This is a genomic window from Aquimarina amphilecti (assembly GCF_900109375.1).
Classification (GTDB): domain Bacteria; phylum Bacteroidota; class Bacteroidia; order Flavobacteriales; family Flavobacteriaceae; genus Aquimarina; species Aquimarina amphilecti.
In genome coordinates this window covers 82165-104991 of sequence record NZ_FOAB01000001.1, presented here as the reverse complement: position 1 = coordinate 104991, position 22827 = coordinate 82165, and the positions used below count along the sequence as shown (strand labels likewise).

Genomic DNA, 22827 nt, shown 5'->3' with positions numbered 1-22827 from the left:
TGCACTTTTTATATTTTTTAGTTTTTATCTATAATCGGAATTGGCTTTTTATCATTATCAATTGCCACGAATTTAAATAATCCTGAAACTGCTATCTCACGATCATAGTTATACATCTCTTCTTTATAGATATCAACTTTTACCATACAACTAGTTCTCCCTACTTCTTGTACCTTTGCCACAAGTTCTATAATAGTACCCTCAGGAATAGGCTTTTCAAAATCTATTTTGCCTGTAGAAATTGTTACCACTTTTTTTCGACTAAAACGAGTAGCGCAAATAAAAGAGACCTCATCCATTAACTGTAACGCTGTCCCTCCGAATAAAGTCTCATAATGATTAGTCGTATTAGGAAAAACAGCTTTAAAAATTCTAGTTTCAGATTTTTTGATTAATTCATCAATAGTATTCATACAATAGTAATATAGTTTTTTCTTATCATTTTAATGAATAAAGATACTTGTTATACCTGTATCTTTGCGGTATATTTTTAAAATTCTAGAATGGAAATTATTGAAAGCCTTCAATGGCGATATGCCACAAAAAAATTTGATAATACTCGTACACTTCCACAGGAGAAAATAGATATCCTTACAAAAGCTTTTAACCTTACTGCTACTTCTTATGGTCTGCAACCTCTAAAATTAGTTGTTTTAAAAGATAAAGAAATTCAGAAAGATCTTACTACGCATTCTTGGAATCAACAACAAGTAGCAGATGCATCGCACTTACTAATTTTTTGTATTGAAAAAAATGTTGGTGAAGCTTATATCACGAAATATTTTGATAATGTAAAAACAATTAGAAACACTCCTGAAGAAATACTAAAACCTTTCAAAGAACAATTAATAGATTCTTTTGAAAATAAAAGCGCGGATGAAATTTCTAATTGGGCTTCTAAACAGGCGTATTTAGCTATGGGGAACCTTTTAACCGTTTGCGCTACCGAAAAAATAGATGCCTGTCCGATGGAAGGCTTTATTCCTGAAAAATATGATGAACTACTTAATCTATCACAATATGGGTTAACTTCTGTTTTAGTACTTCCTATCGGTTATCGTGCTCCAGATGATATGTTTGCCGGTTTAAAAAAAGTAAGACGTTCTATCAATGAAACCGTCATTACTTTATAATCAAATAATTGGCAAGATATTTGGTGTTTAAAAAATAGTATATTTTTGTGACATCCAAAACTTAATAAAATGAAAAAAACATTTCTGTTTTTATTATTAATATTTACAACAGTTATAACTGCTCAAGAAAGTGACTTAAACTGGTTAACGGATTTTGAAGAAGCTAAACAAATTGCTAAAGATTCTAAAAAGCCAATTTTAATGTACTTTACTGGAAGCGACTGGTGCGCTCCTTGTATTATGCTACAAGAAGATTTTTTTTCCACTATAAAATTCAAAAAACAATCTCAAAATGTAGTTTTACTTAAAGTAGATATACCAAGAAGAGTGGATGTAATCTCAAAAGAACAATTAAAAGCAAACAAAAAACTTTTAGGTAAATATAATAAAGAAGGTGGGTTTCCAAATATAATTGCACTTAATCACAAAGGAAAAGTACTTGATTCTCAAGGATCTTATAGTGCTTCTTTACGAGACCCTGATAGATACTTCAGTTTTGTTTCTAAAGTTATTGATGATTACTAAATAAAAAGATAAAACATACACTATATAATCAAAACTCTTTTCGGTATTTTTGCCGGAAAGAGTTTTTTAATTTAACATATTACCTATGCCTGGATTCGAGCTATTTGGAGCTGAAGAAAAAAAAGAAGTTCAAGATGTATTAGACAATGGAGTTTTAATGCGTTATGGTTTTGACGGCAATCGCAATGGTCATTACAAAGCCTTAGAACTTGAAAGAGATTTAGCTACTAGAATGCAAACAGAACATGCTCAGGTAGTATCTAGTGGTACAGCTGCGTTAACAGTTGCTTTAGCTTCTGCTGGTGTAGGGTCTGGTGATGAAGTAATCATGCCTACCTTTACTTTTGTAGCCAGTTTTGAAGCTATACTTTCTGTGGGTGCTACTCCTATTTTGTGTGATATTGATGACACATTAACTCTGAATCCTGAAGCAGTAAAGGCAGGAATTACATCAAAAACTAAAGCGGTCATGCCGGTGCATATGTGTGGTTCTATGGCAGATCTTAAAGCCTTAAAGAAAATATGTACGGAAAACGATTTGATTCTATTAGAGGATGCCTGCCAAGCAATTGGAGGAAGCTATGACGGCAAACCTTTAGGTAGTTATGGTGATTTGGGATGTTTTTCTTTTGACTATGTAAAAACAGTTACTTGCGGAGAAGGAGGTGGATTAATTACTAACTCTAAAGTATATGCAGAAAATGCTCATAAATATCAAGATCATGGACATGATCATATTGGCAATAATCGTGGTGCAGAAACACATCCTTTTTTAGGATATAATTATAGACTTTCTGAATTAAACGCTGCCGTTGGTATCGCTCAGTTAAGAAAACTAGATCAAACTCTGGCTATACAAGAAAAAAACTATACAATTCTAAGAGAAGCCTTATCAGATATTCCACAAGTTAGCTTTAGAAGAGTTCCAGAAACTGGCGTTGAAAGTTATGCTTTCTTAAATATATTCTTACCTACAGAAGAATTAGCTAAAAAGGGACATAATTCTCTTACTGAACATGGAGTAGATGCTTGTTTTTATTGGTATGATAATAATTGGCACTATTATAAGAAATGGGAACATTTATTACAACCAACATCATTAAACGCTCTATCTAAAGCACAATTAGATGGTTTACAAAGAAACAATAAATCTTTTGATGCTAGTGATGCGTGGATGGGTAGAACAATTTCTTGTTTAATAAAAGTAGGCTGGTCTGAAGAAGAAGTAAAAGAAAGAGCTTCAAAAATGATTGAAGCTCTACAAAGTATTTTATAAAAAACTAGTTATTAGTAGTTCACGTATTCTACTATTTCTAATCCATACCCTATCATTCCAACACGTTTTTGTTGAACAGAGTTAGATACTAATCTAAGTTTATGAATATTTAGGTCGTGTAAGATTTGAGCACCGATACCAAAATCCTTGCTATCCATTGCTATTTTCGGTGCTTTAACAATATCGCTTCCATTCTGCGCTTCATTTAAAGCTTTTAATCTGTTCAATAAATTAAAGGATTGACTTTCTTGGTTAATAAAAACAATTGCGCCTTTACCTTCTTTATTAATACGAGTAAACATGGCATCTAAACGTTCATCTGCATTATTGGTTAACGTACCAAGAATATCATTGTTAAACAGTGTAGAATTTATACGAGTAAGTACTGGCTCGTTATCAGACCAACTTCCTTTAGTTAATGCTATATGAATTTGACTATTTGTAGTTTGCTTATAAGCTCTTAACCTAAAACTGCCAAAGCGAGTAACGATATCGAAATCCTCTTTCTTTTCTATAAGGGAATCGTGCTGCATACGATACGCAACTAAATCCTCAATAGAAACCAATTTAAGATCATACTTTTTAGCAACTTCTACTAATTGTGGAAGTCTAGCCATTGTACCATCTTCATTCATAATCTCTACAATAACACCTGCCGGTTTCAGTCCAGCTAATCTTGCAAAATCGATTGCTGCTTCGGTGTGCCCTGTTCTCCTTAAAACTCCACCTTCTTTTGCCTTCAATGGAAAAATATGTCCTGGTCTAGCTAAATCATACGATTTAGTATCTGGATCAATCAAAGCTTTCACAGTTTTAGCTCGATCACTCGCAGAAATTCCTGTAGTAACACCATTACCTTTAAGATCCACAGAAATTGTAAAAGCAGTTTCCATAGGATCCGTATTATTATCGACCATCATATTTAGTTTGAGGTCTTCACAACGCTGTTCTGTTATCGGAGTACAAATTAACCCTCTCCCATGAGTTGCCATAAAATTGATCATTTCAGGAGTAACTTTTTCTGCTGCCGCAAGAAAATCTCCTTCATTCTCTCTATCTTCATCATCAACCACAATAATCACCTTTCCTTGGCGAATATCTTCTATAGCTTCTTGGATAGTATTCAGTTTTAACTTGTTTTTAGTCTCAGTAACTTGTGACATAGCAATACAATTCTTAATTTAAAAGCAAAGGTACTTTATATAATTATTAAATGGAATAGTATCTACTAATTATCTGATTTTCTTAAGATCTTTATTGACCCTATTATTATAGAAGAAATATACTATTGGAAATAGCGGAATACCCAAAATTAAAAATAATATAAGAGATGGCTCATTTATGAGTCCCTTAAGTTTTGTGTAAAAATTCTTAAGATTAAAATATGACTTTATAAAAAACGTAAGATATGACACACCTCCTAACCCATTAAAAACTAAAAGCATTGTTTTATTTCCTCCAGCATCTTTTGATATTAGCGTAATTACAATATTTACTATTAGTAATAGTAAAAACAATGTAAATACCAACGAAGAGTTTTCCTTAAAGTTTGTTCTATCTTTCTCAACTTCAACAAGAGTGTTTTGACCTATCTCAATATTAATTTCTTGATCAATCGATGAACTATTAATCCTATCCTTTTTATTTGACCTTTTATTAAAAAAATCTCGAATAGGCTGAACTACAATATCAAAACTAGCCAATCCCCTATCCCTAGTGGCTCTATACGTAAGAAAAATACTCAGTGGAAAAATAATAAATGTAGATAACCAAGATCCTACAAATGGAGGAACTCCACCTTCTTCTGCTCCATTCTTAGCAAAAATTCCAATAAAATGATATGTCAAAAACAATACAACTCCAATAACAATTGGTAATCCTAATCCTCCTTTTCTTATAATAGCACCTAAAGGAGCTCCAACAAAAAATAATAAAACACACGCTATTCCCAATGCGTATTTATCGTGTAATGACATTTCATATTTATTGAGTGCTCTCTTTTTAACTTCTAATGACCTTTTGGCTGTTTGAATTCTTCTTATAACTCCATCCGCATTTGAAAATGCGAGATTATATATTTGCGACTTTTGTTTTGTATTAAATCGGTCCTCTATAAGATCTAAAGTGTCCTTCGTAGCTTTTTTTAATGTATCTATTTTTAAATTCCGATTTAATTCTTTGAAACCATTTCGTCGATTCACATCATCCTCAGTAGCATTTATTTCATCATTTACTTGAATAGACAAGGTGTCTATTTGTTCTCTTAGCCCATTTACATTTAACATGTTATACCCTTTACTATATTGCTGAGCATCCATATCTACATTATCTAAAGATGATAAATCTATATTTAATGCATATTGCTTAAAATGAGTTTTGGCAAACGGTAATTTCTTCTTCTTCTTAGGTGATTTCGGTTGAACTTCTTCGTAATAATTACCGTCATTCAGGATCAATGTAATCAAATCAGAATCAATACTACCTTGTAATTCTCCATCTGTAGCTTTAATCACAGTAAAATTACCAAGTCTAGCACCCTTTTTATGAATAATCACATCTTTTAAGAATTGATCATTATCCCCATATTTTTCAGAGACTCGTATATTAATATCTCCCAAATCATTAAACTGATTGGGAGTAATCACCATAGCCGGTTTGACTTTTACAATATTTTTACGGAGGTTTACAAATTTCCGTTCTGAACTAGGAATTACCGTATTAGAAAACAAAAATGCTCCAATCCCAACAAAAAATATAAAAACAGCTAATGTTCTCATAGCTCTCTGTAATGATATCCCTGATGATTTCATCGCAGCAAACTCATAGTTTTCTGCAAAATTACCAAATATCATTATCGATGTAAGAAGAATAGTCAATGGCAATACCATTGGTATTAATCTAGGAGTAGCATATGTTAAAAACTTTATTATTACGGCAAAATCTAAATCCTTTCCTGCCAATTCTGATATAAACAACCAGATTGTTTGCAATAAAAGAATAAACATAATGATTATAAAGAGCGGAAAAAAAGTCTTTAAAAAAGTCGTTAAAATATATCTGTCAAGTATTTTCACTTATTCGTCTGTAAAATAAATCCCGAAATCTTCGGGATGTAAATTGTTTTTAATATCAGCGTATAAATATATCACTAATCTAAGCGATTGATATAATAATTAGCATATTTTGACTCATCAAAAACAAACAATGTTTTTGATAAGGGTTGATTCGTTTTAAAACTATTTACCGTGATCGTAATATTAGTTCCATTATTTTGCATCAGAATCAATCTGTAAATATGTTTTGTTTGTTTATCTATACCTAATAAAATTTCTTTTAATTCACTATTAGAATCAATTGGAATTAATTTTACAAATTGAATCTTTCTTCCTTGAACATCTTGTACAATATCTAGCTTAGAAGTATAACCATCTTCATAGAAAGTAAGCATTTTTGAAGGAGTTACACTAGATTCATCCTCTGCACTCTGAGAAGAAATGTTTATTTCTTCATCTTCTGGAACTATCATATGTAGTTTTTTTCCATCATACATTTGTTCAGTGCCCATTAAATTTAACAAGTACTTCTCTCCAAAAAGTGTAACATCACCTCTAGTTTCTTGAGAAACATTCTCTGCAGGATTATTAAGTGCGTATTTAAAGCCTATAACTATATTATCATAACTTCTTACTTTAGTGGACACCTCATCCAAAAGTTTCTTAGCATCTTGTGCCTGAGTGTTTGCTATAAAAAGTGTTACTACTAAAAAAAATATTCTATGTATCATCTATGTATTTCTATTGTATTTAAAAACTCTTTTATATAATTTAATTACTTTTCAGCATCCAATAGTTGCTTGAGAGCAATTAAATCTGTTACTAAAACTTGTCTTGCTTTGCTCCCCTCAAAAGGACCAACAATACCAGCTGCTTCTAATTGATCAATTAATCTTCCTGCTCGGTTATAACCTAATTTAAGTTTTCTTTGTAATAAAGACGCCGAACCTTGTTGTGCTGTGACAATAACTTCTGCAGCTTCATTAAAAAGTTTATCTCTATCTTTTACATCTATATCAAGACTTGTGCCACTTTCTTCTCCAGAATATTCTGGTAATAAATAGGCATCTGGATAGGCTTTTTGGCCACCAATATACTCTGTAATCCTCTCTACTTCAGGAGTATCCACAAAAGCACATTGAATCCTAACTAGATCATTACCTTGCGTATATAACATATCTCCTCTACCAATCAATTGATCCGCTCCACCAGTATCTAAAATAGTTCGAGAATCAATTTTAGATGTTACTCTAAAAGCAATTCTTGCTGGAAAATTCGCTTTAATCATACCGGTAATTACATTTACGGAAGGCCTTTGAGTTGCAATTATTAAATGTATTCCAATAGCCCTTGCCAATTGCGCTAATCTAGCAATTGGTGTTTCTACCTCTTTACCAGCAGTCATTATAAGATCCGCAAACTCATCTACAACAAGAACTATATATGGTAAAAATTTGTGCCCATTTTCTGGATTTAGCTTTCTTGCTCTAAACTTAGTATTATACTCTTTAATATTACGAACCATTGCATTTTTTAGCAAATCGTATCGAGCATCCATTTCTATACAAAGAGAATTTAAAGTATTAATTACTTTATTATTATCCGTTATGATTGCCTCTTCTGCATCTGGTAATTTAGCTAAATAATGACGTTCTATTTTGTTAAACAATGTAAGTTCCACCTTTTTAGGATCTACTAAAACGAACTTAACTTCTGCTGGATGCTTTTTGTACAAAAGAGATGTTAAAATAGCATTTAAACCTACTGATTTACCTTGTCCAGTTGCTCCTGCCATTAATAAGTGAGGCATCTTTGCTAAATCGACAACAAATGTCTCATTAGAAATCGTTTTACCTAAAGATAAAGGAAGCTCCATCTCTGCTCCCTGAAATTTAGACGAAGCAATTGCCGATCGCATAGAAACGATAGTTGATTTTTTATTAGGAACTTCAATACCTATAGTTCCTTTACCAGGAATTGGCGCTATAATTCTAATCCCTAAAGCTGCCAAGGAAAGAGCTATATCATCTTCCAAATTTTTAATTTTCGAAATACGAATACCAGCTTCGGGCACTATCTCATATAATGTAACCGTAGGACCAACAGTAGCTTTAATCTGAGCAATTTCTATCTTGTAGTTTTTTAATGTTTCTACAATACGATTTTTATTTTCTTCTAACTCACCTTGATCAATCGTTATTCCTCCATTCTGAATTGAATAATCCTTTAACAATTCAATTGTTGGGTACTTATAATTACCAAGCTCTAATTTTGGATCAAACTCTCCAAAGTCTTTTACTAATTTAGCGCTTAGATTTTCTACTTCCTCTTCCTCTACCACAGTCTCCACTTCCATAGCAAGGTCATCAGGATTATCTTCTGACTTGATAATTAGTTTTTCAGGAACATCATCAGATTGATTTTCTGGATTACCAAAAAATTCATTTACAGTTCTTTTAGTAGAATTTGTAGCTTTATTAATTTCTTTGGCTACTTTTTCTGTAACCTTTTCTAATACCGGAGTATCTACTGAAAGATCTTTAGTGTCCCCCGCAGATAAGTTTTCTTTGTCTGTTATTACTTCCTTATTTTCATTTCTTTTTGCCTTCGAACCATTAATCTTTTTAGCAGATTCATAATCTTTAGTGATCTCGGTTTGAGTTTTTCTTAAAGAAGCTGAAATCTTTTCTGGTGTATATCTTAAACGGACAACAATATAAACAATAGCAAAAAATGCAAGAACTAATACAGTTCCAATAAATCCAATATAGTCCTGCATTAAATCATTAACTTCATATCCTATAACTCCAGCAAACAATCCGCTTTCTTTTTGTACAAAACCAAAAATCACTGAAATCCATAGCATCACTAGAGTTCCCCAAAACCAAAATCCAGCAAGCTTCTTTTTGTTCAAATCAAAAAACAAATACACACCGGTTAATGAAATTAACACTGGAATAATTATCGCCGAAATACCAAAACCTCTAAAAATAAAAAAGTCACTCACTTTTGCTCCAGAAATACTCAACCAATTTTTTGCAGATGAAGTTCTATTCGGAAACTGCGATATCTCGCTTTGATCTATTTTCCAATTAAAGAAAAAAGATATAAATGCAAAGAATAATGCAATCCCTAAAAAAAACAAGAAACTACCCAAAATAACTTTTTGCTGTCTGGATAATGTTAGTCTTTCTTTTAAAGGAGTTTTAGGTTTTTTTGAAGTTTTCCTTTTTGTTGTTACCTTTTTTTTTGCCATTTTTTGGATGTGTTATCGCAAAAATACGAATATCTATATTGGAACGTAAAAATGGAAAAAAAATTTTCTAGAATAAATACGGAAAGTAAATAACACAACCGATAATAACAGCTGTTATTGCGGCTATAAAGACGGCTCCTGCCGCTATATCCTTAATAAATCCAATTTTATTATGAAAATCAGGGTGTATAAAATCTGCAATTGCTTCTATAGCAGTATTCACTCCCTCAATACTCATCACAAGACCAATTGCAAAAGTTTGTAATATCCATTCTACACCTGTAATATTCTTGTAAAAGCCAAGGGCTGTCATTACAATTGCAATAACAGCCTGTACTTGTATACTTGGTTCTGTTTTTATAAGTATCAATGCTCCTTTTATAGCATATCCACAACCACGGAACCTACCAATAATAAAAGTTGAGAATTTACTCATAATTGGTATTACGCTAATGTTTTTATAGCCTCAGTATAATTTGGTTCTTGAGCAATCTCCGGAACTTGTTCTGCGTACGTTACAACACCTTCTTGATCAACAACAACCACAGCTCTTGAATGAAGTCCTTTCATCGGGCCATCAACGATTTCTAATCCATAATCTTTTCCAAACTTACCATCTCTGAAATCAGAATGATTAACTACATTTTCTAATCCTTCTGCTCCACAGAATCTAGCTTGTGCAAATGGTAAATCTCGAGATACACAAAGAACTTTAGTATTTGATAAGTTACTTGCCTCTTTATTAAATTGTCTTACTGAAGCAGCACAAACTCCCGTGTCTATTGATGGGAAAATATTTAAAACAACTCTTGATCCTTTATAATCTGAAAGTTTAGATACTGATAAATCCGTGTTTACTAGTTCAAAATCTGGAGCCGCTTCGCCTACTTTAGGTAAATCTCCATTTGTATGTATTGCGTTTCCGCCTAATGTTATTGCCGCCATTTTTGTGTTTTTTTATCTAAATAAATAGATGGGTTTATTTTACTTCAAGTTTACACATAACAAGAGAAATAAAAAAATTTTTAGGGTTTTAAACTTAATAATTGTTTTTATAGTAACACAAACATTTAATAGCTATTAGAAAAACCAATATATTTAACATTACTAAACTATATAAAAACCCCACTTGTCAAATGACAAGTGGGGTTTTTATATTTTTAAAGCAATTCTTTTATTAAGAATCTATCGACCCCATAACTCGCTGCATAAAATTATTTAATGCCTCTTTTTTAGGAGTACCATCCTTAATCATTTTATTCACTTCGATAGCTCCGTACATATTAGAAATCAACTCCCCTATCACATCTAGTTCTTGATCTTTTAAAGAAGGAACTTCCGTAAGCATTTCTAATGTTTCAATTGTTTCTACAACAAAATCTTCATCATTCTCCTCAATAAAAGAAGTAAGGTGTTTAATTATTGGCAACTTCATCTACTAGTTCTTTTAGAATGTCAAACTTATTTGTCTGCACTTGATTTACGAAAACTCCATTTTTAAAAGTAGCAAACGTTGGAAGGTTATCCACAGTAGCCATTTTCCTTGATTCAGGGTTTTTTTCGGCATCCACTATAACGAATGCAGTATCATTCTTTTCTGAAGCTAATTTTTTAAATTTAGGCTTCATTATTCTACAGTTTCCACACCAAGTTGCAGAATACTGCACTACTACTGTAGTATTATCTTTTATTACCTCAGAAAGGTTATCTGTCGTTAACTCTTGAATCATAATTCATAAAATAAAAAGGAACTTCTCTAAAGTATAGACTTTAGAGAAGTTTATAAATAATTATTTCTTAGTGAGAAGCTAAGTAAGAAGCTACTCCATCTCTATTAGCTGACATAGCATCTTTTCCTTCTTCCCAATTTGCAGGACATACTTCGCCATTTTTTTGAACATGAGCGTACGCATCAATCAATCTCAAAAACTCAGCTACATTTCTTCCAACAGGCATATGATTTATTCCTTCATGAAAAACTGTTCCTTCTTCATCGATTAAATAGGTAGCTCTATAAGTTACGTTATCTCCGTCTACAGTTACAACACCAGTTTCTTCATTATAAGTTTCATTAGTAACGTCTAAAATTCCTAAAGTACTAGAAAGGTTACGATTAGAATCTGCTAAAATTGGATATGTTACACCTTCTATACCTCCATTATCCTTAGATGTATTTAACCAAGCGAAATGAACTTCTGGAGTGTCACAAGAAGCTCCTATAACGATTGTATTCCTTTTTTCAAATTCAGCTATCGCTTCTTGAAAAGCATGTAATTCTGTTGGACATACAAAAGTAAAATCCTTTGGGTACCAAAACAATATTACTTTCTTGTTATTGTTTTTAGCTTCTTCCAATACGTTAAGTTTGAAAGTATCTCCCATATCGTTCATTGCATCAACGTTTAAATTCGGGAATTTTTTACCTACAAATGCCATTTTTTGTTTTTTAAAATGTGATTAATTAATTTTTGAAGTGGCAAATATACATCTCATTACTGAACATATATAATGAGGTAATTTTAATTTTCTATACGTTGATAGTTTTTTCTAATACATTACAATTCCTTCATTGATCAACAAATATTCCTACAAAAAAAGAAAATACCTTACATAAATTACGGATAAATTGTCCTTTTTACACGATGATTTACACTTTGTTAGATCTATTTTTGTATTTTCGCTAAGTAAACTTAGCCTATAAATTTAAAAGTTGAAGAACTTTATTAGACATACAGTATTCGCATTTTTAGTGTTTTCTTCTGTAAACACTTTTGCCCAATCTATACTAGATTCGGATAGCATTCAATTATATATTGAAAGAGCCGAAGAATTCTTAGAAGAATATAAATATCAGCAAGCGTTAGAAAAAGCAAATGCTGCCCTCAAAAGCGCTAAGTATAATAACGATGATAAAAGTTTAGCTAAGATATATGATTTAATCGCTCAGATTCACGAATTAAACGAACAAGAAAGCGAAGCTATCACCAATTACATTACTGCATTAACATATGCTGCCAGTGCAAAAAGCAGTAAACTAAAAGCCAAACTAGTAAATAGTCTAGGTACTTTATATATTAAACACGATGAAACGAAATATAAAGGTATAAAACGTTTTAAACAAAGTCATGATATCGCTAAAGGAATAAAGGATACCGTGAAAATGGTAACACCTCTATTGAACCTAGCCGAGCATTATATAGACAATAATGACTATAAAACTAGTGATGGATACCTAACGAAAGTGAGAGCGATAATTGGTTCTGAGCTGAATATCGAAAGTCCACAAAAAATTAAGTTAAGTAATTTACTCGGAAAGTACTTTTTACGTGTAAGAAGGTATGAACGGGCAAACGAACATATTGATAATGCAATAGGTTTTGCTGAGGAAGAAATCGAAATTCATAAGACTGACAAAAACAAAAGACTTATATCTAGCTTTCACGTTCAGCTTGCCACAGCTTATCATACTAAATATAAGGTCTATAAATCTCAAAAAGAATTTGAATTAGCAACCGTTTTTTTAGAAAAACATTACGAACACATTTCTAAATCAAAAGATTTTATCAAGGAAATAGAATTACAAAAAGCCATCATAGAGAATAATGTTGATCAAATGAAAGATCAAGTAGAACAAGCTAATAAAAAAGATGCTAAAAACTACTCTAAAGAAATAAAATGGCATATTATCACAATTCTTGGTGTTGTCCTTATATTAATATCTCTAGCATTTTTAATTAGTGCATATAAAAATAATTTGCAAAAGAAAAAGCTAAACAATGATCTAATTGAAAAGAATAAAGAATTAGTTAATGCTAAAGAGACCGCTGAACAAGTTTCTACTTTAAAGTCTCAGTTTATATCTACGGTAAGTCATGAATTAAGAACTCCTCTTTATGGAGTTATTGGTCTTACTTCTTTATTAATGGAACATCCTGAAGAAAAAAAGAAAAACGAATACCTAGAGTCACTTAAATTTTCAGGAGATTATTTACTCGCCTTAATTAATGATGTATTACAATTAAGTAAGATTGAAACTAATGAAGTAAAGTTAGAAAAAGTTTCTTTTGATATAAGGTCTCTTGTTGAAGGAATTGTAAATTCTTTACATTCTAAACAAAAGCACAATAGTAATACTGTTCATATTGATATTGACAAAAATATCAAGAGTACCCTACTTGGAGATTCCGTAAGATTATCTCAAATATTAATCAACTTGATTGGTAACGCTCTTAAATTCACCAATAATGGTAATATTTGGATCAAAGTAAAGAGTTTAGGATTAGAAGGTGATATCCACAAACTACGTTTTATTATAAAGGATGATGGTATAGGAATCCCTGAAAGTAAACAAGCAACTATTTTTGATAATTTTGCTCAGGTAAAAAATCAAAATCAAGAATACGAAGGTACAGGTTTGGGCTTAGCAATTGTGAAAAAATTAATTCATCTACATAACAGTGAAATTTTAATTAATAGTGAAGAAGGAGTTGGATCAGAATTCACATTTGATCTAAGCTATGAAAAAGCTGTAAAAGAACAAGATATCGCTTCGCAAACTGGTGAAACAATCAGTATCGGTACTACTAACTTTAATATTTTAATTGTAGATGATAATAAAATCAATCAAATCGTTACTCAAAATATATTAAAGAAAAAAGGATACACCTGTAACCTAGCCAGTAATGGTATGGATGCCATAGATATGGTAAAAAGTGAAAGTTTCGATTTAATCTTAATGGATATTAACATGCCAGAAATGAATGGATTAGATGCAACGACAGTGATCAGAACTTTTAATTCTCATATTCCTATTATAGCACTTACGGCAGTAGAAGAAGGTGAAATAAGAGATCAGGCCTTATCTGTAGGTATGAACGATGTAATCATAAAACCTTATGATACTCAACAATTCTTCCAAACCATAATGAAGAATATTTCTAAAGTAAAATACATCAGTTAGATTTCAATTAGTATCTACTATTTATTCTGTTAAAGCTTATTCTTTTTATTCTTGAATATATTATTTTAGAGCAAAAATTCAAGCTTACTATACGACATGAACTCAAAAAACAAAGGTTTTAACACCATATGTACTCACGTTGGAGAAATTGAAGACAAACAATTCAAAGGTGCAATATCTCCTATTTATTTATCTACTTCGTATGCTTTTGAAGACGTAGATATAAAAAGATACCCTCGTTACTTTAACACTCCTAATCAAGAAGCGCTTTGTAAAAAAATCGCACAACTAGAAAAAGGAGAAGCTTCTTTAATTTTCGGAAGTGGTATGGCCGCAATAAGTACCGCTTTGTTAGCATTTTTACAAAAAGGAGATCATATAGTTCTACAGAGGACGCTATATGGCGGAACTGCAAATCTAGTAAATGAGGAATTTAGCAAATATGGTATAGAATATTCTTTTGTTGATAATCAAGACGTTAATGGTTTTGAAGAAAAAATAAAAGAAAATACTAAAGTTATTTATATCGAAACTCCTTCTAACCCACTTTTGACTATAACCGATATAAAAGCAATATCAGTACTAGCGAAGAAAAAAGGAATAGTAACTATGATTGACAACACCTTTGCTTCTCCTGTAAACCAAAATCCAATCGAGTTAGGGATTGATGTTGTAATACATTCCGCCACTAAATACTTAGGAGGTCATAGCGATATTTTAGCAGGAGCAGTTGTTTCATCCGAAGAGAATATGGAACAAATTTTTCACCTCGCAAAAAACTTGGGAGGTAGTTTAAGTGATTTTACAGTTTGGATGTTAGAAAGAAGTATTAAAACATTAGGACTACGTGTAAAACAGCAAAATAAGAATGCCAAGAAGATGGCAAAATGGCTAGAAAAACATGATGACATACAGGCTGTTTACTATCCTGGATTGAAATCCCATCCAGATTATCAATTGGCGAAAAGTCAAATGAAAGGATTTGGAGGAATGCTCTCTTTTGAATTAAAAGAAGGACTTGACGCTAGCAAGTTTCAAAAAGAATTAAGACTAATCAAAAGTTCTATGAGTCTCGCTGGAGTAGAGAGTACTATTCTATCTCCTACCCTAACATCCCATGCTTTATTAACGGAAGAAGAAAGAAAACATCAAGGAATCAATAATGGCTTACTTCGTTTTAGTGTCGGTATTGAAGAAACTGAAGACCTTATTATCGACATAGAACAAGCATTACATAAAATAAAGATTTTAGAACTTGAGCAATAAAATGAAATTAGACATTCTAGCTATTGGAGCACATCCAGATGATGTGGAATTAAGTTGCTCAGGCACTGTTGCGAAGGAAGTAGACAACGGAAAAAAAGTTGGAATACTAGACCTTACAAGAGGTGAACTTGGCACGAGAGGTACTCCAGAAACACGAGATCAAGAAGCAAAAGATGCTGCTAATATCCTAGGAGTTTCTGTTAGAGAGAATTTAGGTTTTAGAGATGGTTTTTTTAAAAATGATGAAGCTCACCAATTAGCTATCATTGAAATATTAAGAAAATATCGCCCAGAAATAGTTCTTTGTAATGCAATTAAGGATCGACATATCGATCATGGAAAAGGAAGCCAACTAGTTAGTGACGCTTGTTTCTTATCTGGCTTACGTAAAATAGAAACTTCTATTGATGGTAAAAAACAAGAAGCCTGGAGACCTAAAAAAGTATATCATTATATTCAATGGCAAATTATCGAACCAGATTTTGTTGTAGATGTTAGTGGTTATATGGGTAAAAAAATGGAAAGCGTTATGGCCTATAAAACTCAGTTTTATGATGCCAAAAGCGATGCGCCTTCTACACCTATTTCTAGTAAAAATTTTAAAGAAAGTATTCGTTATCGAGCAGCAGATTTAGGAAGAATAATAGGAGTTGAATACGCTGAAGGGTATACTGTAGAACGCTATCCCGCAGTGAATTCCATTTTTGACTTAATTTAATTTCATTTTTTCTTTTGCGGAAAGCAAGAAATACCTTATTTTTGCAGCCGAAATTAAATGGTGGTTGTAGCTCAGTTGGTTAGAGCGCCTGATTGTGGTTCAGGAGGTCGTCGGTTCGAAACCGATCTTCCACCCTTTTAAAAAAAAAAGACTCTGTATTTATGTACAGAGTCTTTTGTTTTCAAACAGTTTCGTTTAAAAATAAATCATTCTTTTCCTATACCATCGACTATAAGTCTTTTTTCTCTATTTGCTACTTCCCAAGCTGTATAAAAAACTAATTGTGCCCTTTTGGTCATAAGCTCATATTCAATTTTGTCTGGAGTGTCTGTAGGTTTATGATAATCTTCGTGAACCCCATTAAAGTAAAATATTATAGGAATATTGTTTTTTGCAAAATTATAATGATCACTTCTATAATAGAATCTATTAGGATCATCTTTTGCATTATACGTGTAATCCAAATTCAACTTAGTATATTCATTGTTTACTTCTTCACTTATATTGTGCAATTCAGTACTTAACCTATCACTTCCTATTAAATAAATGTAATCATTCTTATCCTTCTCTTCATGATCCTTATCAATCCTTCCTATCATATCAATATTAAGGTTTGTAACGGTATTTTCTAAAGGAAAAATTGGATTTTCTGTATAAAACTTTGATCCATATAAACCTTTTTCCTCTCCTGTTACATGCAAAAACAGAATAGATCTTTTAGGTCCTTGCCCGTTTTCAGCCGCTTTGGCAAATGCCTCAGCAATCTCTAATATACTTACAGTTCCCGAACCATCATCATCTGCTCCATTATATACATTCCCATCACTATCAACACCAACATGATCGTAATGAGCAGATATTACCACTATTTCATTCGGCTTCTCTACTCCTTTTATATACGCTAATACATTTTCTGAGGATTTGATACCTCCTCTAAAATAACTTTCAGGTATTTCTTGATAATAATCATCGTCACCTAATGGAGAAGAAATACCCATTCGTTTATATTGTTCTTTTAAGAATTCTGCAGCTTTCTTTTGTCCTGGCTCTCCAGTATCCCTTCCTTCAAATTTATCGTCGGCAAACGTAAATAAATAATCCTTAAGTTCCCCTGAAGTAATAGTCTCTGCATACGATGTTACATCTAACTTAACTTCTTTAGAATTGGAGCCATCTGTATTTGATGATTTTTGTGAACTACCACACGAGTATAGCAGTAGTAGCACACCAAATACAACTATAATATTTTTCATTTAATTCTTTTTTATAACTCCATGCAATATACAGATTTAGAGAGAGATCAAATAGTGAATATTTTCTTAAAAGAAATATCCTGAAATTATTTTGTATTTTTTTTTTAGAATTGAAAAAAGGTACTATATTTGCACCCGCATTCAGGGAATACCTGATGAGACTAAACACTGGAGAAATGGCAGAGTGGTCGAATGCGGCAGTCTTGAAAACTGTTGAGGGTCACACCTCCGGGGGTTCGAATCCCTCTTTCTCCGCAAAAAGCCTTGTAATCTTTTGATTCACAAGGCTTTTCTTTTTTAGTTGATAAAATCGTTGACAGAAAGATGTTTTTTATTAGTAGGTATTCATAAAAACTATGAAATTCTTTCTTTAAATACCCTTGACCTGACAATTACTACAACTGTTCCCACATTTTATCAGCATTAAGCCTAAAAGTTCCCAAATGATCAAAACTACACTCTGATGGCGCTATTATTGATAAAAACGATTCTTCTTTTTTATTTCTATACAAATGATAAATTTCTCCTACAATTGGCTCAAAAGTAAACTTAGCATTATAAATTAAATTATTATACTCAAACTGTTCCATTAAAGTATCATATTGGGCTTTTAACTCATCATACTTTGCCTTTACCTGTTTATTCACCTTATGAACGTTGGTGTTTTTCCAGGCTACAGTATCTGGGATTGTTATAATAGGAGCACCTACTCCTGTTGCGTATGGTTTTAACGCAGCATCATACTTTTTTTCATCTTCATTATAAACTACCTGATCCGGTTTTTTATCACTCATTAGTATCGTTTTGAAATTTTATTATGGGTAATCTGTTTTTGTCTCGAACATTTAAATCTTCCATCTTCAAAAGTACGTTTTTTAAGATGTTTTGTTTTTCTCCCTTGCACTCTTTTACGCCACATCCTAAAACTAGATGGCTTCATTTCATTTCGCATTAAAGTAATCACTTCTTGCTCCTTTAATCCAAACTGCATAAGAATTGCATCAAAAGGAGTTCTATCCTCCCAAGCCATCTCTATAATTCTATCGACATCACGTATTGTTAAATTTTTTTGCATTTTTTTTTAAATTTTTCTATTCGGTAATGTATGTTTCTTTAAAATTCTATACCCTTCTTTTTTCACTAAAGCATCATCCTTCATATTCCATAAAGTATCACTTGCTCTTCTCCTAGTGGTATCCATATCGACTATTGGAAAAGGATAGTCTTCTCCTAATACAAAATTATTAAACTGTTGCTCCATTGGAGGCATTTTATGAGGTTCATGAATGTAAGCCAATGGAACATTTTTTAGCTCTGGAACCCACTTTTTTATAAAGATTCCTTCCGGATCATGCTCTATACTATTTTTAACTGGATTGTATATCCTAAGTGTGTTAATTCCAGTTTCACCAGCCTGCATCTGCAATTGAGGAAAATGAATACCAGGTTCAAAATCCAAGAACATACTCGATAAATGTGCACTTGCATTTTGCCATGGTTGCCAAAGATTATGTGTAAAAAAGGAAACTACCAAAGCGCGCATTCTAAAATTAATGTACCCTGTTTCCTTCAAGCAGCGCATACAAGCATCAACCAAGGGATATCCTGTTTTTCCTTCCTTCCAAGCTAATTGATATGCATCAGAAATTTGTTTCTTTAATTTTCGATATCCTTTGTTAATACTCTCAAACTCCATAATATCCTCCATTTCGAACTTTTGAACAAAGTGCACCTGCCATTGTAGTCTAGATGTGAAAGCGTCAATCTGTTTTTTATTATCTAACACTTCTCTTCGTTGAACTGCATATTGCCAAACCTGACGAATTGAAAGATTTCCCCATGCTAAATACGGAGATAGTCGACTACATCCTCTACGAGCCAATTCTGGTTTTGAAATATGAAAACTATAATTTTTATAACGACCTTTAAAAAAAGAGGTTAGATATTCATACCCTTTTGTTGTTCCACCTTGTTGAAAATTATTAGCTAAGGAAGTATTTAAACTAACCACATTAAAAATCTTCTCAAGCTCTAAGATCTTTTTAATAGTAATAAAACTATTTGGATTTGGATCAAACATAAACGGCTGTTGATTCATATAATGTTCACAATCCTCTCTCCAATTCTCTCTGTTTTTCAAACCTCTATGTATGCCATTGTTTGTGTTTTCTACCCACTGGATTAAATTATTTTTACAAAACCTAGAAAATGCTTTATCTCTTTCATACGTTAACCGGATACCGGTTTCTTGATGAGAAAACACTTGATCGATTTTCCAGAATTGTTGTAAAGTTCCAATAGCATGAATAACCTCAGAAGACACACACAATACCTTTGTATTATAAACCTTTAACTGATTATTTATATCATCTAACGATTGTTTTATAAAATCCCAATGGCGTTCACTATAATGCTTATCTTCTTTAAGCGAATTCTCGAAAACATATAATAACAATGTTGGATTAACTGCATTTATAGCATTATACACCGCTTCATTATCTTGTAATCTCAAGTCACGTTTAAACCAAACTATATTAACATGTTCTTTATCAGTATTCATTGGGGTTTTCTATAATATGATTAGCTTTTTCCTTCAGTTTGTATAATTTCTCCTTATCCATTTTATGTAACAAATTAAGCATCATGGACATTCGTTGATTATTTTTAAAATATGATTGTTTTTCATCTAAAAAATTCCAGTATAACGCATTAAATGGACAAGCATCTTCTTCGTGTTTTTTTGAGACTTTATAATGACAACCTTTACAATAACTGCTCATTTTATTAATATAACTACCACTAGATACATATGGTTTTGTTGCCACCAATCCTCCATCTGCGAATTGACTCATTCCACGAGTATTTGTAATCTCTACCCACTCGATAGCATCAATATAAACACCTAAGTACCATTGATCAACCTCATCCGGATCTGTCATTGTTAATAAAGCATAATTACCGGTAATCATTAATCGCTGTATATGATGTGCATAAGCATCATCAAGGCTTTGTTTAATTGCAGAACGCATACAATTCATCTTAGTTTCTCCTGTCCAATAAAATGAAGGAAGGCGGTTATGATTATCCAACTTATTAAGATTCTTATAATCAGGCATTTTTGCCCAATACATTCCACGCATATACTCTCTCCAGCCAAGAATTTGACGAATAAATCCTTCTACCTGAGATATATCTATTTCATTTTTGTTTTCTCTCCAATATTCTATTGTTTTGGAAATCACTTCCATTGGATGAAGCATTTTGGTATTCATTGCAAAGGAAAGCCTACTATGAAATAAATACTTTTCATTAGGATGCATTGCATCTTGATAATCTCCGAAATATACCAACAGGTTTTCGCAGAAATACGTCAAAAGAGACAAACAGTCCTCTCTCGATGTTGGCCAATTAAATTCCTTTGAATCTATATTACCTATAGTATTAACCTCAGATTTTTGGATAAGCTCCACCAGATCACTAACATTTTTATAAAAATCTTTCTTTCCCGGAATCTTAGGATTTCCCGTCCATTTTTTTCTATTGCTTTGATCAAAATTCCATTTTCCTCCTTCTGGATCTTTCTTTGTAATCATTAGAACATCATACTTCTTTCGCATATCACGATAAAAGTATTCCATCATATATTGTTTTTTACCTTTAAAAAAAATCAATAGATCTTCTCTCGAAGTTAAAAAGTGTTCCGTATCAAAAACCTTTGTTTCTATAGACAATTCGTTGCAAAAGTTTTTTAATTGAGTATCCAATCTATATTCGTCCGGAAGTTGATATTCAAACTTTGTTATATTCTTCTCAACTATTATTTCTTTTAAATTCTCAACTAAACTTTGTTTATTATTTCCATGATCTAATTCGTAATAAACAATAGTAAACTTATTATTTCTTAACCAAGAAGCGAAGTTTCTCATACTCTGAAAAAAACCTACAACCTTCTGAATATGATGTTGTGTATAATCAGTTTCCTGTCGCATTTCTGCCATAAAATAACAAACATCCTCTTTCTCATCGCTAAACCAGGAGTGATTATAATTTAATTGATCGCCAAGTAATAAGCGTAGTTTCATATACTAAAATAAGGTTTGTTGTAACCAAAGGTTTTCAAATTTCTGTTGCGGGTCATATCGTTCTGATTGTAACTTAACATTAAACTTCCTATCTCTTGGATCATTACCAACTCCCGAAACATATTGCCAGTTACCATAATTACTATGCACATCATAATCAATAAGCAAAGACTCAAAATACGCAGCTCCAATTCTCCAATCTAATCCCAGTTCTTTTGCAAAATAAGAAGCTACATTTTGCCTACCACGATTACTCATCCATCCTGTATTATGAAGTTCGATCATATTAGCATTTACAAATGGCTCATTAGTCTGTCCCAGAATCCATTGATTAATACTATCCATATCTTCTAACCAAGAATATTCTTTATAAAGAATTCCCTCTAACTTAAAAAGATCATTACCATGCTTAAGAGAAACATACTTGAAAAAATCCCTCCAAATAAGTTCAAAAATCAACCAATAAGTACTTTGGTTTTTCTGAACTTTCTTTTCATAATCCAATAACTGATAATAGATAGTACGGGCAGAAATTGATCCATTCGCTAACCAAGCAGATAATTTTGAGCTATACCCAGTACCCAATAATCCATTTCTTGTTTTTTTATAAAATGATATTTTATTAGTCTTCCAAAAATAATCTTCAATTCTTAACAATCCTTTACTTTCTCCTCCCTCAAAAGGAAATGCAGTTCGGGAGTCTATTTCAAACTCATCAAACCCAAGTGTTCTTAAAGATGGAATACTAGTTGGATTTTCTAACACATTATCAATAGCCATAGAAGTAATCGAAATTTCTGATCGTACCTTTGCTAGTTTCTCGCATTGTTTTCTAAAAACAGTAAAAATTTTTGGTATTTCATTTATTGCAAAAGGAATATCATCTGGATGATAAAGAAATTGATCGTAAGATTCAACCCACTCCAAATCTGGTTTATTTGTATTATCTCTTGCAGCCTCTAAAACAGTCACTTCTTCCGTAGTCCATTCTTTTTGGAGATATACGGCATCTACATTATAGTCTTTTATAACTTCTGGAATAATTTGTTCTGGAGGATTATAATAGGTAAGCAAAGTGACATTAAGTTTAGCTAAATTTTCTCTTAATTCGGTGATACTTTCAATAAGGAACCTAGCTCTGTATTTTTCAGTTTTTTTAAAACCATATTTATTTAACTTAAACAACCTTGGATCAAAACAAAATACAGCAATAACTTTATCATTACTAGATGTAGCTTTAGTCAACGAAGCATTATCGCTAACTCTAAGATCATTTCTAAACCATACAAGTCCTGTTTTTATCAT

General features: G+C 31.9%; 22 protein-coding genes and 2 tRNA genes. 8 read left to right on the top strand and 16 right to left on the bottom strand.

Annotation, left to right across the window (positions count from 1 at the left end; genetic code table 11):
* Positions 1 to 17: 17 nt before the first annotated feature.
* Positions 18 to 413 carry an acyl-CoA thioesterase gene (locus BMY33_RS00490; protein WP_027392852.1) on the bottom strand — a complete coding sequence of 132 codons (396 nt, stop codon included), beginning with the start codon at positions 411 to 413 and terminating at the stop codon, positions 18 to 20.
* Positions 414 to 503: 90 nt separating this feature from the next.
* On the opposite strand from BMY33_RS00490, the gene BMY33_RS00485 reads away from it, so the two are divergent.
* The 3 genes from BMY33_RS00485 to BMY33_RS00475 all read left to right on the top strand — a co-directional run bounded on the left by BMY33_RS00485 (position 504) and on the right by BMY33_RS00475 (position 2934).
* Complete coding sequence (locus BMY33_RS00485; RefSeq protein ID WP_091404010.1) at positions 504 to 1133, top strand: NAD(P)H-dependent oxidoreductase; 630 nt, start codon at positions 504 to 506, stop codon at positions 1131 to 1133.
* A 69-nt stretch (positions 1134 to 1202) separates the two neighbouring features.
* The gene (locus BMY33_RS00480; RefSeq protein ID WP_091404007.1) at positions 1203 to 1658 is read left to right on the top strand and encodes a thioredoxin family protein; all 456 of its coding nucleotides are present in this window, start codon (positions 1203 to 1205) and stop codon (positions 1656 to 1658) included.
* Between the two features lie 85 nt (positions 1659 to 1743).
* Complete coding sequence (locus BMY33_RS00475) at positions 1744 to 2934, top strand: DegT/DnrJ/EryC1/StrS family aminotransferase (RefSeq protein ID WP_091404005.1); 1191 nt, start codon at positions 1744 to 1746, stop codon at positions 2932 to 2934.
* Between the two features lie 11 nt (positions 2935 to 2945).
* Here the strand turns inward: BMY33_RS00475 and ribB are convergent, their stop codons facing one another.
* The 9 genes from ribB to BMY33_RS00430 form a co-directional block, all read right to left on the bottom strand.
* Positions 2946 to 4097 carry a 3,4-dihydroxy-2-butanone-4-phosphate synthase gene (gene ribB / locus BMY33_RS00470; RefSeq protein ID WP_091404002.1) on the bottom strand — a complete coding sequence of 384 codons (1152 nt, stop codon included), beginning with the start codon at positions 4095 to 4097 and terminating at the stop codon, positions 2946 to 2948.
* Positions 4098 to 4166: 69 nt separating this feature from the next.
* Positions 4167 to 6008 (bottom strand): LptF/LptG family permease, encoded by a 1842-nt coding sequence (locus BMY33_RS00465; protein WP_091403999.1) that lies wholly within the window; start codon positions 6006 to 6008, stop codon positions 4167 to 4169.
* A 74-nt stretch (positions 6009 to 6082) separates the two neighbouring features.
* Positions 6083 to 6718, bottom strand: a complete 636-nt coding sequence (lolA1, locus tag BMY33_RS00460) for an outer membrane lipoprotein periplasmic chaperone LolA1 (RefSeq protein WP_091403996.1) — start codon at positions 6716 to 6718, stop codon at positions 6083 to 6085.
* A 44-nt stretch (positions 6719 to 6762) separates the two neighbouring features.
* Positions 6763 to 9243, bottom strand: coding sequence for an FtsK/SpoIIIE family DNA translocase (locus tag BMY33_RS00455; protein ID WP_091403991.1), 2481 nt, complete (start codon positions 9241 to 9243; stop codon positions 6763 to 6765).
* A 67-nt stretch (positions 9244 to 9310) separates the two neighbouring features.
* The gene (locus BMY33_RS00450) at positions 9311 to 9679 is read right to left on the bottom strand and encodes a diacylglycerol kinase (protein ID WP_091403988.1); all 369 of its coding nucleotides are present in this window, start codon (positions 9677 to 9679) and stop codon (positions 9311 to 9313) included.
* Between the two features lie 8 nt (positions 9680 to 9687).
* On the bottom strand, positions 9688 to 10188 hold the full coding sequence (tpx, locus tag BMY33_RS00445; RefSeq protein ID WP_091403985.1) for a thiol peroxidase: 501 nt from the start codon (positions 10186 to 10188) through the stop codon (positions 9688 to 9690).
* A 232-nt stretch (positions 10189 to 10420) separates the two neighbouring features.
* A complete protein-coding gene (locus BMY33_RS00440; RefSeq protein WP_091403981.1) occupies positions 10421 to 10678 on the bottom strand; it encodes a DUF6952 family protein in 258 nt (85 codons plus the stop codon).
* Complete coding sequence (locus BMY33_RS00435) at positions 10659 to 10973, bottom strand: thioredoxin family protein (protein WP_091403978.1); 315 nt, start codon at positions 10971 to 10973, stop codon at positions 10659 to 10661. Before BMY33_RS00435 ends, BMY33_RS00440 begins: the two co-directional genes overlap by 20 nt.
* Before the next feature lie 67 nt (positions 10974 to 11040).
* Positions 11041 to 11679, bottom strand: coding sequence for a peroxiredoxin (locus BMY33_RS00430; RefSeq protein ID WP_091403974.1), 639 nt, complete (start codon positions 11677 to 11679; stop codon positions 11041 to 11043).
* 274 nt (positions 11680 to 11953) lie between these two features.
* Here BMY33_RS00430 and BMY33_RS00425 point away from each other — a divergent pair, with 274 nt between their 5' ends.
* The 4 genes from BMY33_RS00425 (at position 11954) to BMY33_RS00410 (ending at position 16322) form a co-directional block, all read left to right on the top strand.
* A complete protein-coding gene (locus BMY33_RS00425) occupies positions 11954 to 14203 on the top strand; it encodes a tetratricopeptide repeat-containing hybrid sensor histidine kinase/response regulator (RefSeq protein WP_091403969.1) in 2250 nt (749 codons plus the stop codon).
* A gap of 96 nt (positions 14204 to 14299) precedes the next feature.
* Positions 14300 to 15469 carry a trans-sulfuration enzyme family protein gene (locus BMY33_RS00420; RefSeq protein ID WP_091403967.1) on the top strand — a complete coding sequence of 390 codons (1170 nt, stop codon included), beginning with the start codon at positions 14300 to 14302 and terminating at the stop codon, positions 15467 to 15469.
* A gap of 1 nt (position 15470) precedes the next feature.
* The gene (bshB1, locus tag BMY33_RS00415; RefSeq protein WP_091403964.1) at positions 15471 to 16187 is read left to right on the top strand and encodes a bacillithiol biosynthesis deacetylase BshB1; all 717 of its coding nucleotides are present in this window, start codon (positions 15471 to 15473) and stop codon (positions 16185 to 16187) included.
* 59 nt (positions 16188 to 16246) lie between these two features.
* A tRNA-His gene (locus tag BMY33_RS00410) sits at positions 16247 to 16322 on the top strand.
* A gap of 71 nt (positions 16323 to 16393) precedes the next feature.
* Here BMY33_RS00410 and BMY33_RS00405 read toward each other — a convergent pair.
* Entirely contained in the window at positions 16394 to 17440 is a 1047-nt protein-coding gene (locus BMY33_RS00405; protein WP_091403961.1) for a M28 family metallopeptidase, read from the bottom strand.
* A 170-nt stretch (positions 17441 to 17610) separates the two neighbouring features.
* Between BMY33_RS00405 and BMY33_RS00400 the strand changes: the two genes are divergently transcribed.
* Positions 17611 to 17695 (top strand) — tRNA-Ser (locus BMY33_RS00400).
* A 140-nt stretch (positions 17696 to 17835) separates the two neighbouring features.
* Here BMY33_RS00400 and BMY33_RS00395 read toward each other — a convergent pair.
* Genes BMY33_RS00395 through BMY33_RS00375 form a run of 5 tightly spaced genes read right to left on the bottom strand, consistent with a single transcriptional unit; the run spans position 17836 to position 22827 of the window.
* Entirely contained in the window at positions 17836 to 18234 is a 399-nt protein-coding gene (locus BMY33_RS00395; protein ID WP_091403958.1) for a DUF2452 domain-containing protein, read from the bottom strand.
* Positions 18234 to 18515: a TIGR03643 family protein gene (locus BMY33_RS00390; RefSeq protein ID WP_091403955.1), complete on the bottom strand. Its 282-nt coding sequence runs from the start codon at positions 18513 to 18515 to the stop codon at positions 18234 to 18236. The genes BMY33_RS00395 and BMY33_RS00390 overlap by 1 nt, the downstream gene beginning before the upstream one ends.
* Before the next feature lie 6 nt (positions 18516 to 18521).
* Positions 18522 to 20000: a cryptochrome/deoxyribodipyrimidine photo-lyase family protein gene (locus BMY33_RS00385; RefSeq protein WP_091403953.1), complete on the bottom strand. Its 1479-nt coding sequence runs from the start codon at positions 19998 to 20000 to the stop codon at positions 18522 to 18524.
* Entirely contained in the window at positions 19990 to 21522 is a 1533-nt protein-coding gene (locus BMY33_RS00380) for a cryptochrome/photolyase family protein (protein ID WP_091403950.1), read from the bottom strand. The genes BMY33_RS00385 and BMY33_RS00380 overlap by 11 nt, the downstream gene beginning before the upstream one ends.
* 3 nt (positions 21523 to 21525) lie before the next feature.
* Positions 21526 to 22827, bottom strand: coding sequence for a DASH family cryptochrome (locus BMY33_RS00375; RefSeq protein WP_091403947.1), 1302 nt, complete (start codon positions 22825 to 22827; stop codon positions 21526 to 21528).

Coding starts and splice junctions, on each gene's coding strand:
- BMY33_RS00490 (WP_027392852.1), bottom strand. CDS start 413: ATGAATACTATTGATGAATTAATCAAAAAATCTGAAACTAGAATTTTT.
- BMY33_RS00485 (WP_091404010.1), top strand. CDS start 504: ATGGAAATTATTGAAAGCCTTCAATGGCGATATGCCACAAAAAAATTT.
- BMY33_RS00480 (WP_091404007.1), top strand. CDS start 1,203: ATGAAAAAAACATTTCTGTTTTTATTATTAATATTTACAACAGTTATA.
- BMY33_RS00475 (WP_091404005.1), top strand. CDS start 1,744: ATGCCTGGATTCGAGCTATTTGGAGCTGAAGAAAAAAAAGAAGTTCAA.
- ribB (WP_091404002.1), bottom strand. CDS start 4,097: ATGTCACAAGTTACTGAGACTAAAAACAAGTTAAAACTGAATACTATC.
- lolA1 (WP_091403996.1), bottom strand. CDS start 6,718: ATGATACATAGAATATTTTTTTTAGTAGTAACACTTTTTATAGCAAAC.
- BMY33_RS00455 (WP_091403991.1), bottom strand. CDS start 9,243: ATGGCAAAAAAAAAGGTAACAACAAAAAGGAAAACTTCAAAAAAACCT.
- BMY33_RS00450 (WP_091403988.1), bottom strand. CDS start 9,679: ATGAGTAAATTCTCAACTTTTATTATTGGTAGGTTCCGTGGTTGTGGA.
- tpx (WP_091403985.1), bottom strand. CDS start 10,188: ATGGCGGCAATAACATTAGGCGGAAACGCAATACATACAAATGGAGAT.
- BMY33_RS00440 (WP_091403981.1), bottom strand. CDS start 10,678: ATGAAGTTGCCAATAATTAAACACCTTACTTCTTTTATTGAGGAGAAT.
- BMY33_RS00435 (WP_091403978.1), bottom strand. CDS start 10,973: ATGATTCAAGAGTTAACGACAGATAACCTTTCTGAGGTAATAAAAGAT.
- BMY33_RS00430 (WP_091403974.1), bottom strand. CDS start 11,679: ATGGCATTTGTAGGTAAAAAATTCCCGAATTTAAACGTTGATGCAATG.
- BMY33_RS00420 (WP_091403967.1), top strand. CDS start 14,300: ATGAACTCAAAAAACAAAGGTTTTAACACCATATGTACTCACGTTGGA.
- bshB1 (WP_091403964.1), top strand. CDS start 15,471: ATGAAATTAGACATTCTAGCTATTGGAGCACATCCAGATGATGTGGAA.
- BMY33_RS00405 (WP_091403961.1), bottom strand. CDS start 17,440: ATGAAAAATATTATAGTTGTATTTGGTGTGCTACTACTGCTATACTCG.
- BMY33_RS00395 (WP_091403958.1), bottom strand. CDS start 18,234: ATGAGTGATAAAAAACCGGATCAGGTAGTTTATAATGAAGATGAAAAA.
- BMY33_RS00390 (WP_091403955.1), bottom strand. CDS start 18,515: ATGCAAAAAAATTTAACAATACGTGATGTCGATAGAATTATAGAGATG.
- BMY33_RS00385 (WP_091403953.1), bottom strand. CDS start 20,000: ATGAATACTGATAAAGAACATGTTAATATAGTTTGGTTTAAACGTGAC.
- BMY33_RS00380 (WP_091403950.1), bottom strand. CDS start 21,522: ATGAAACTACGCTTATTACTTGGCGATCAATTAAATTATAATCACTCC.
- BMY33_RS00375 (WP_091403947.1), bottom strand. CDS start 22,827: ATGATAAAAACAGGACTTGTATGGTTTAGAAATGATCTTAGAGTTAGC.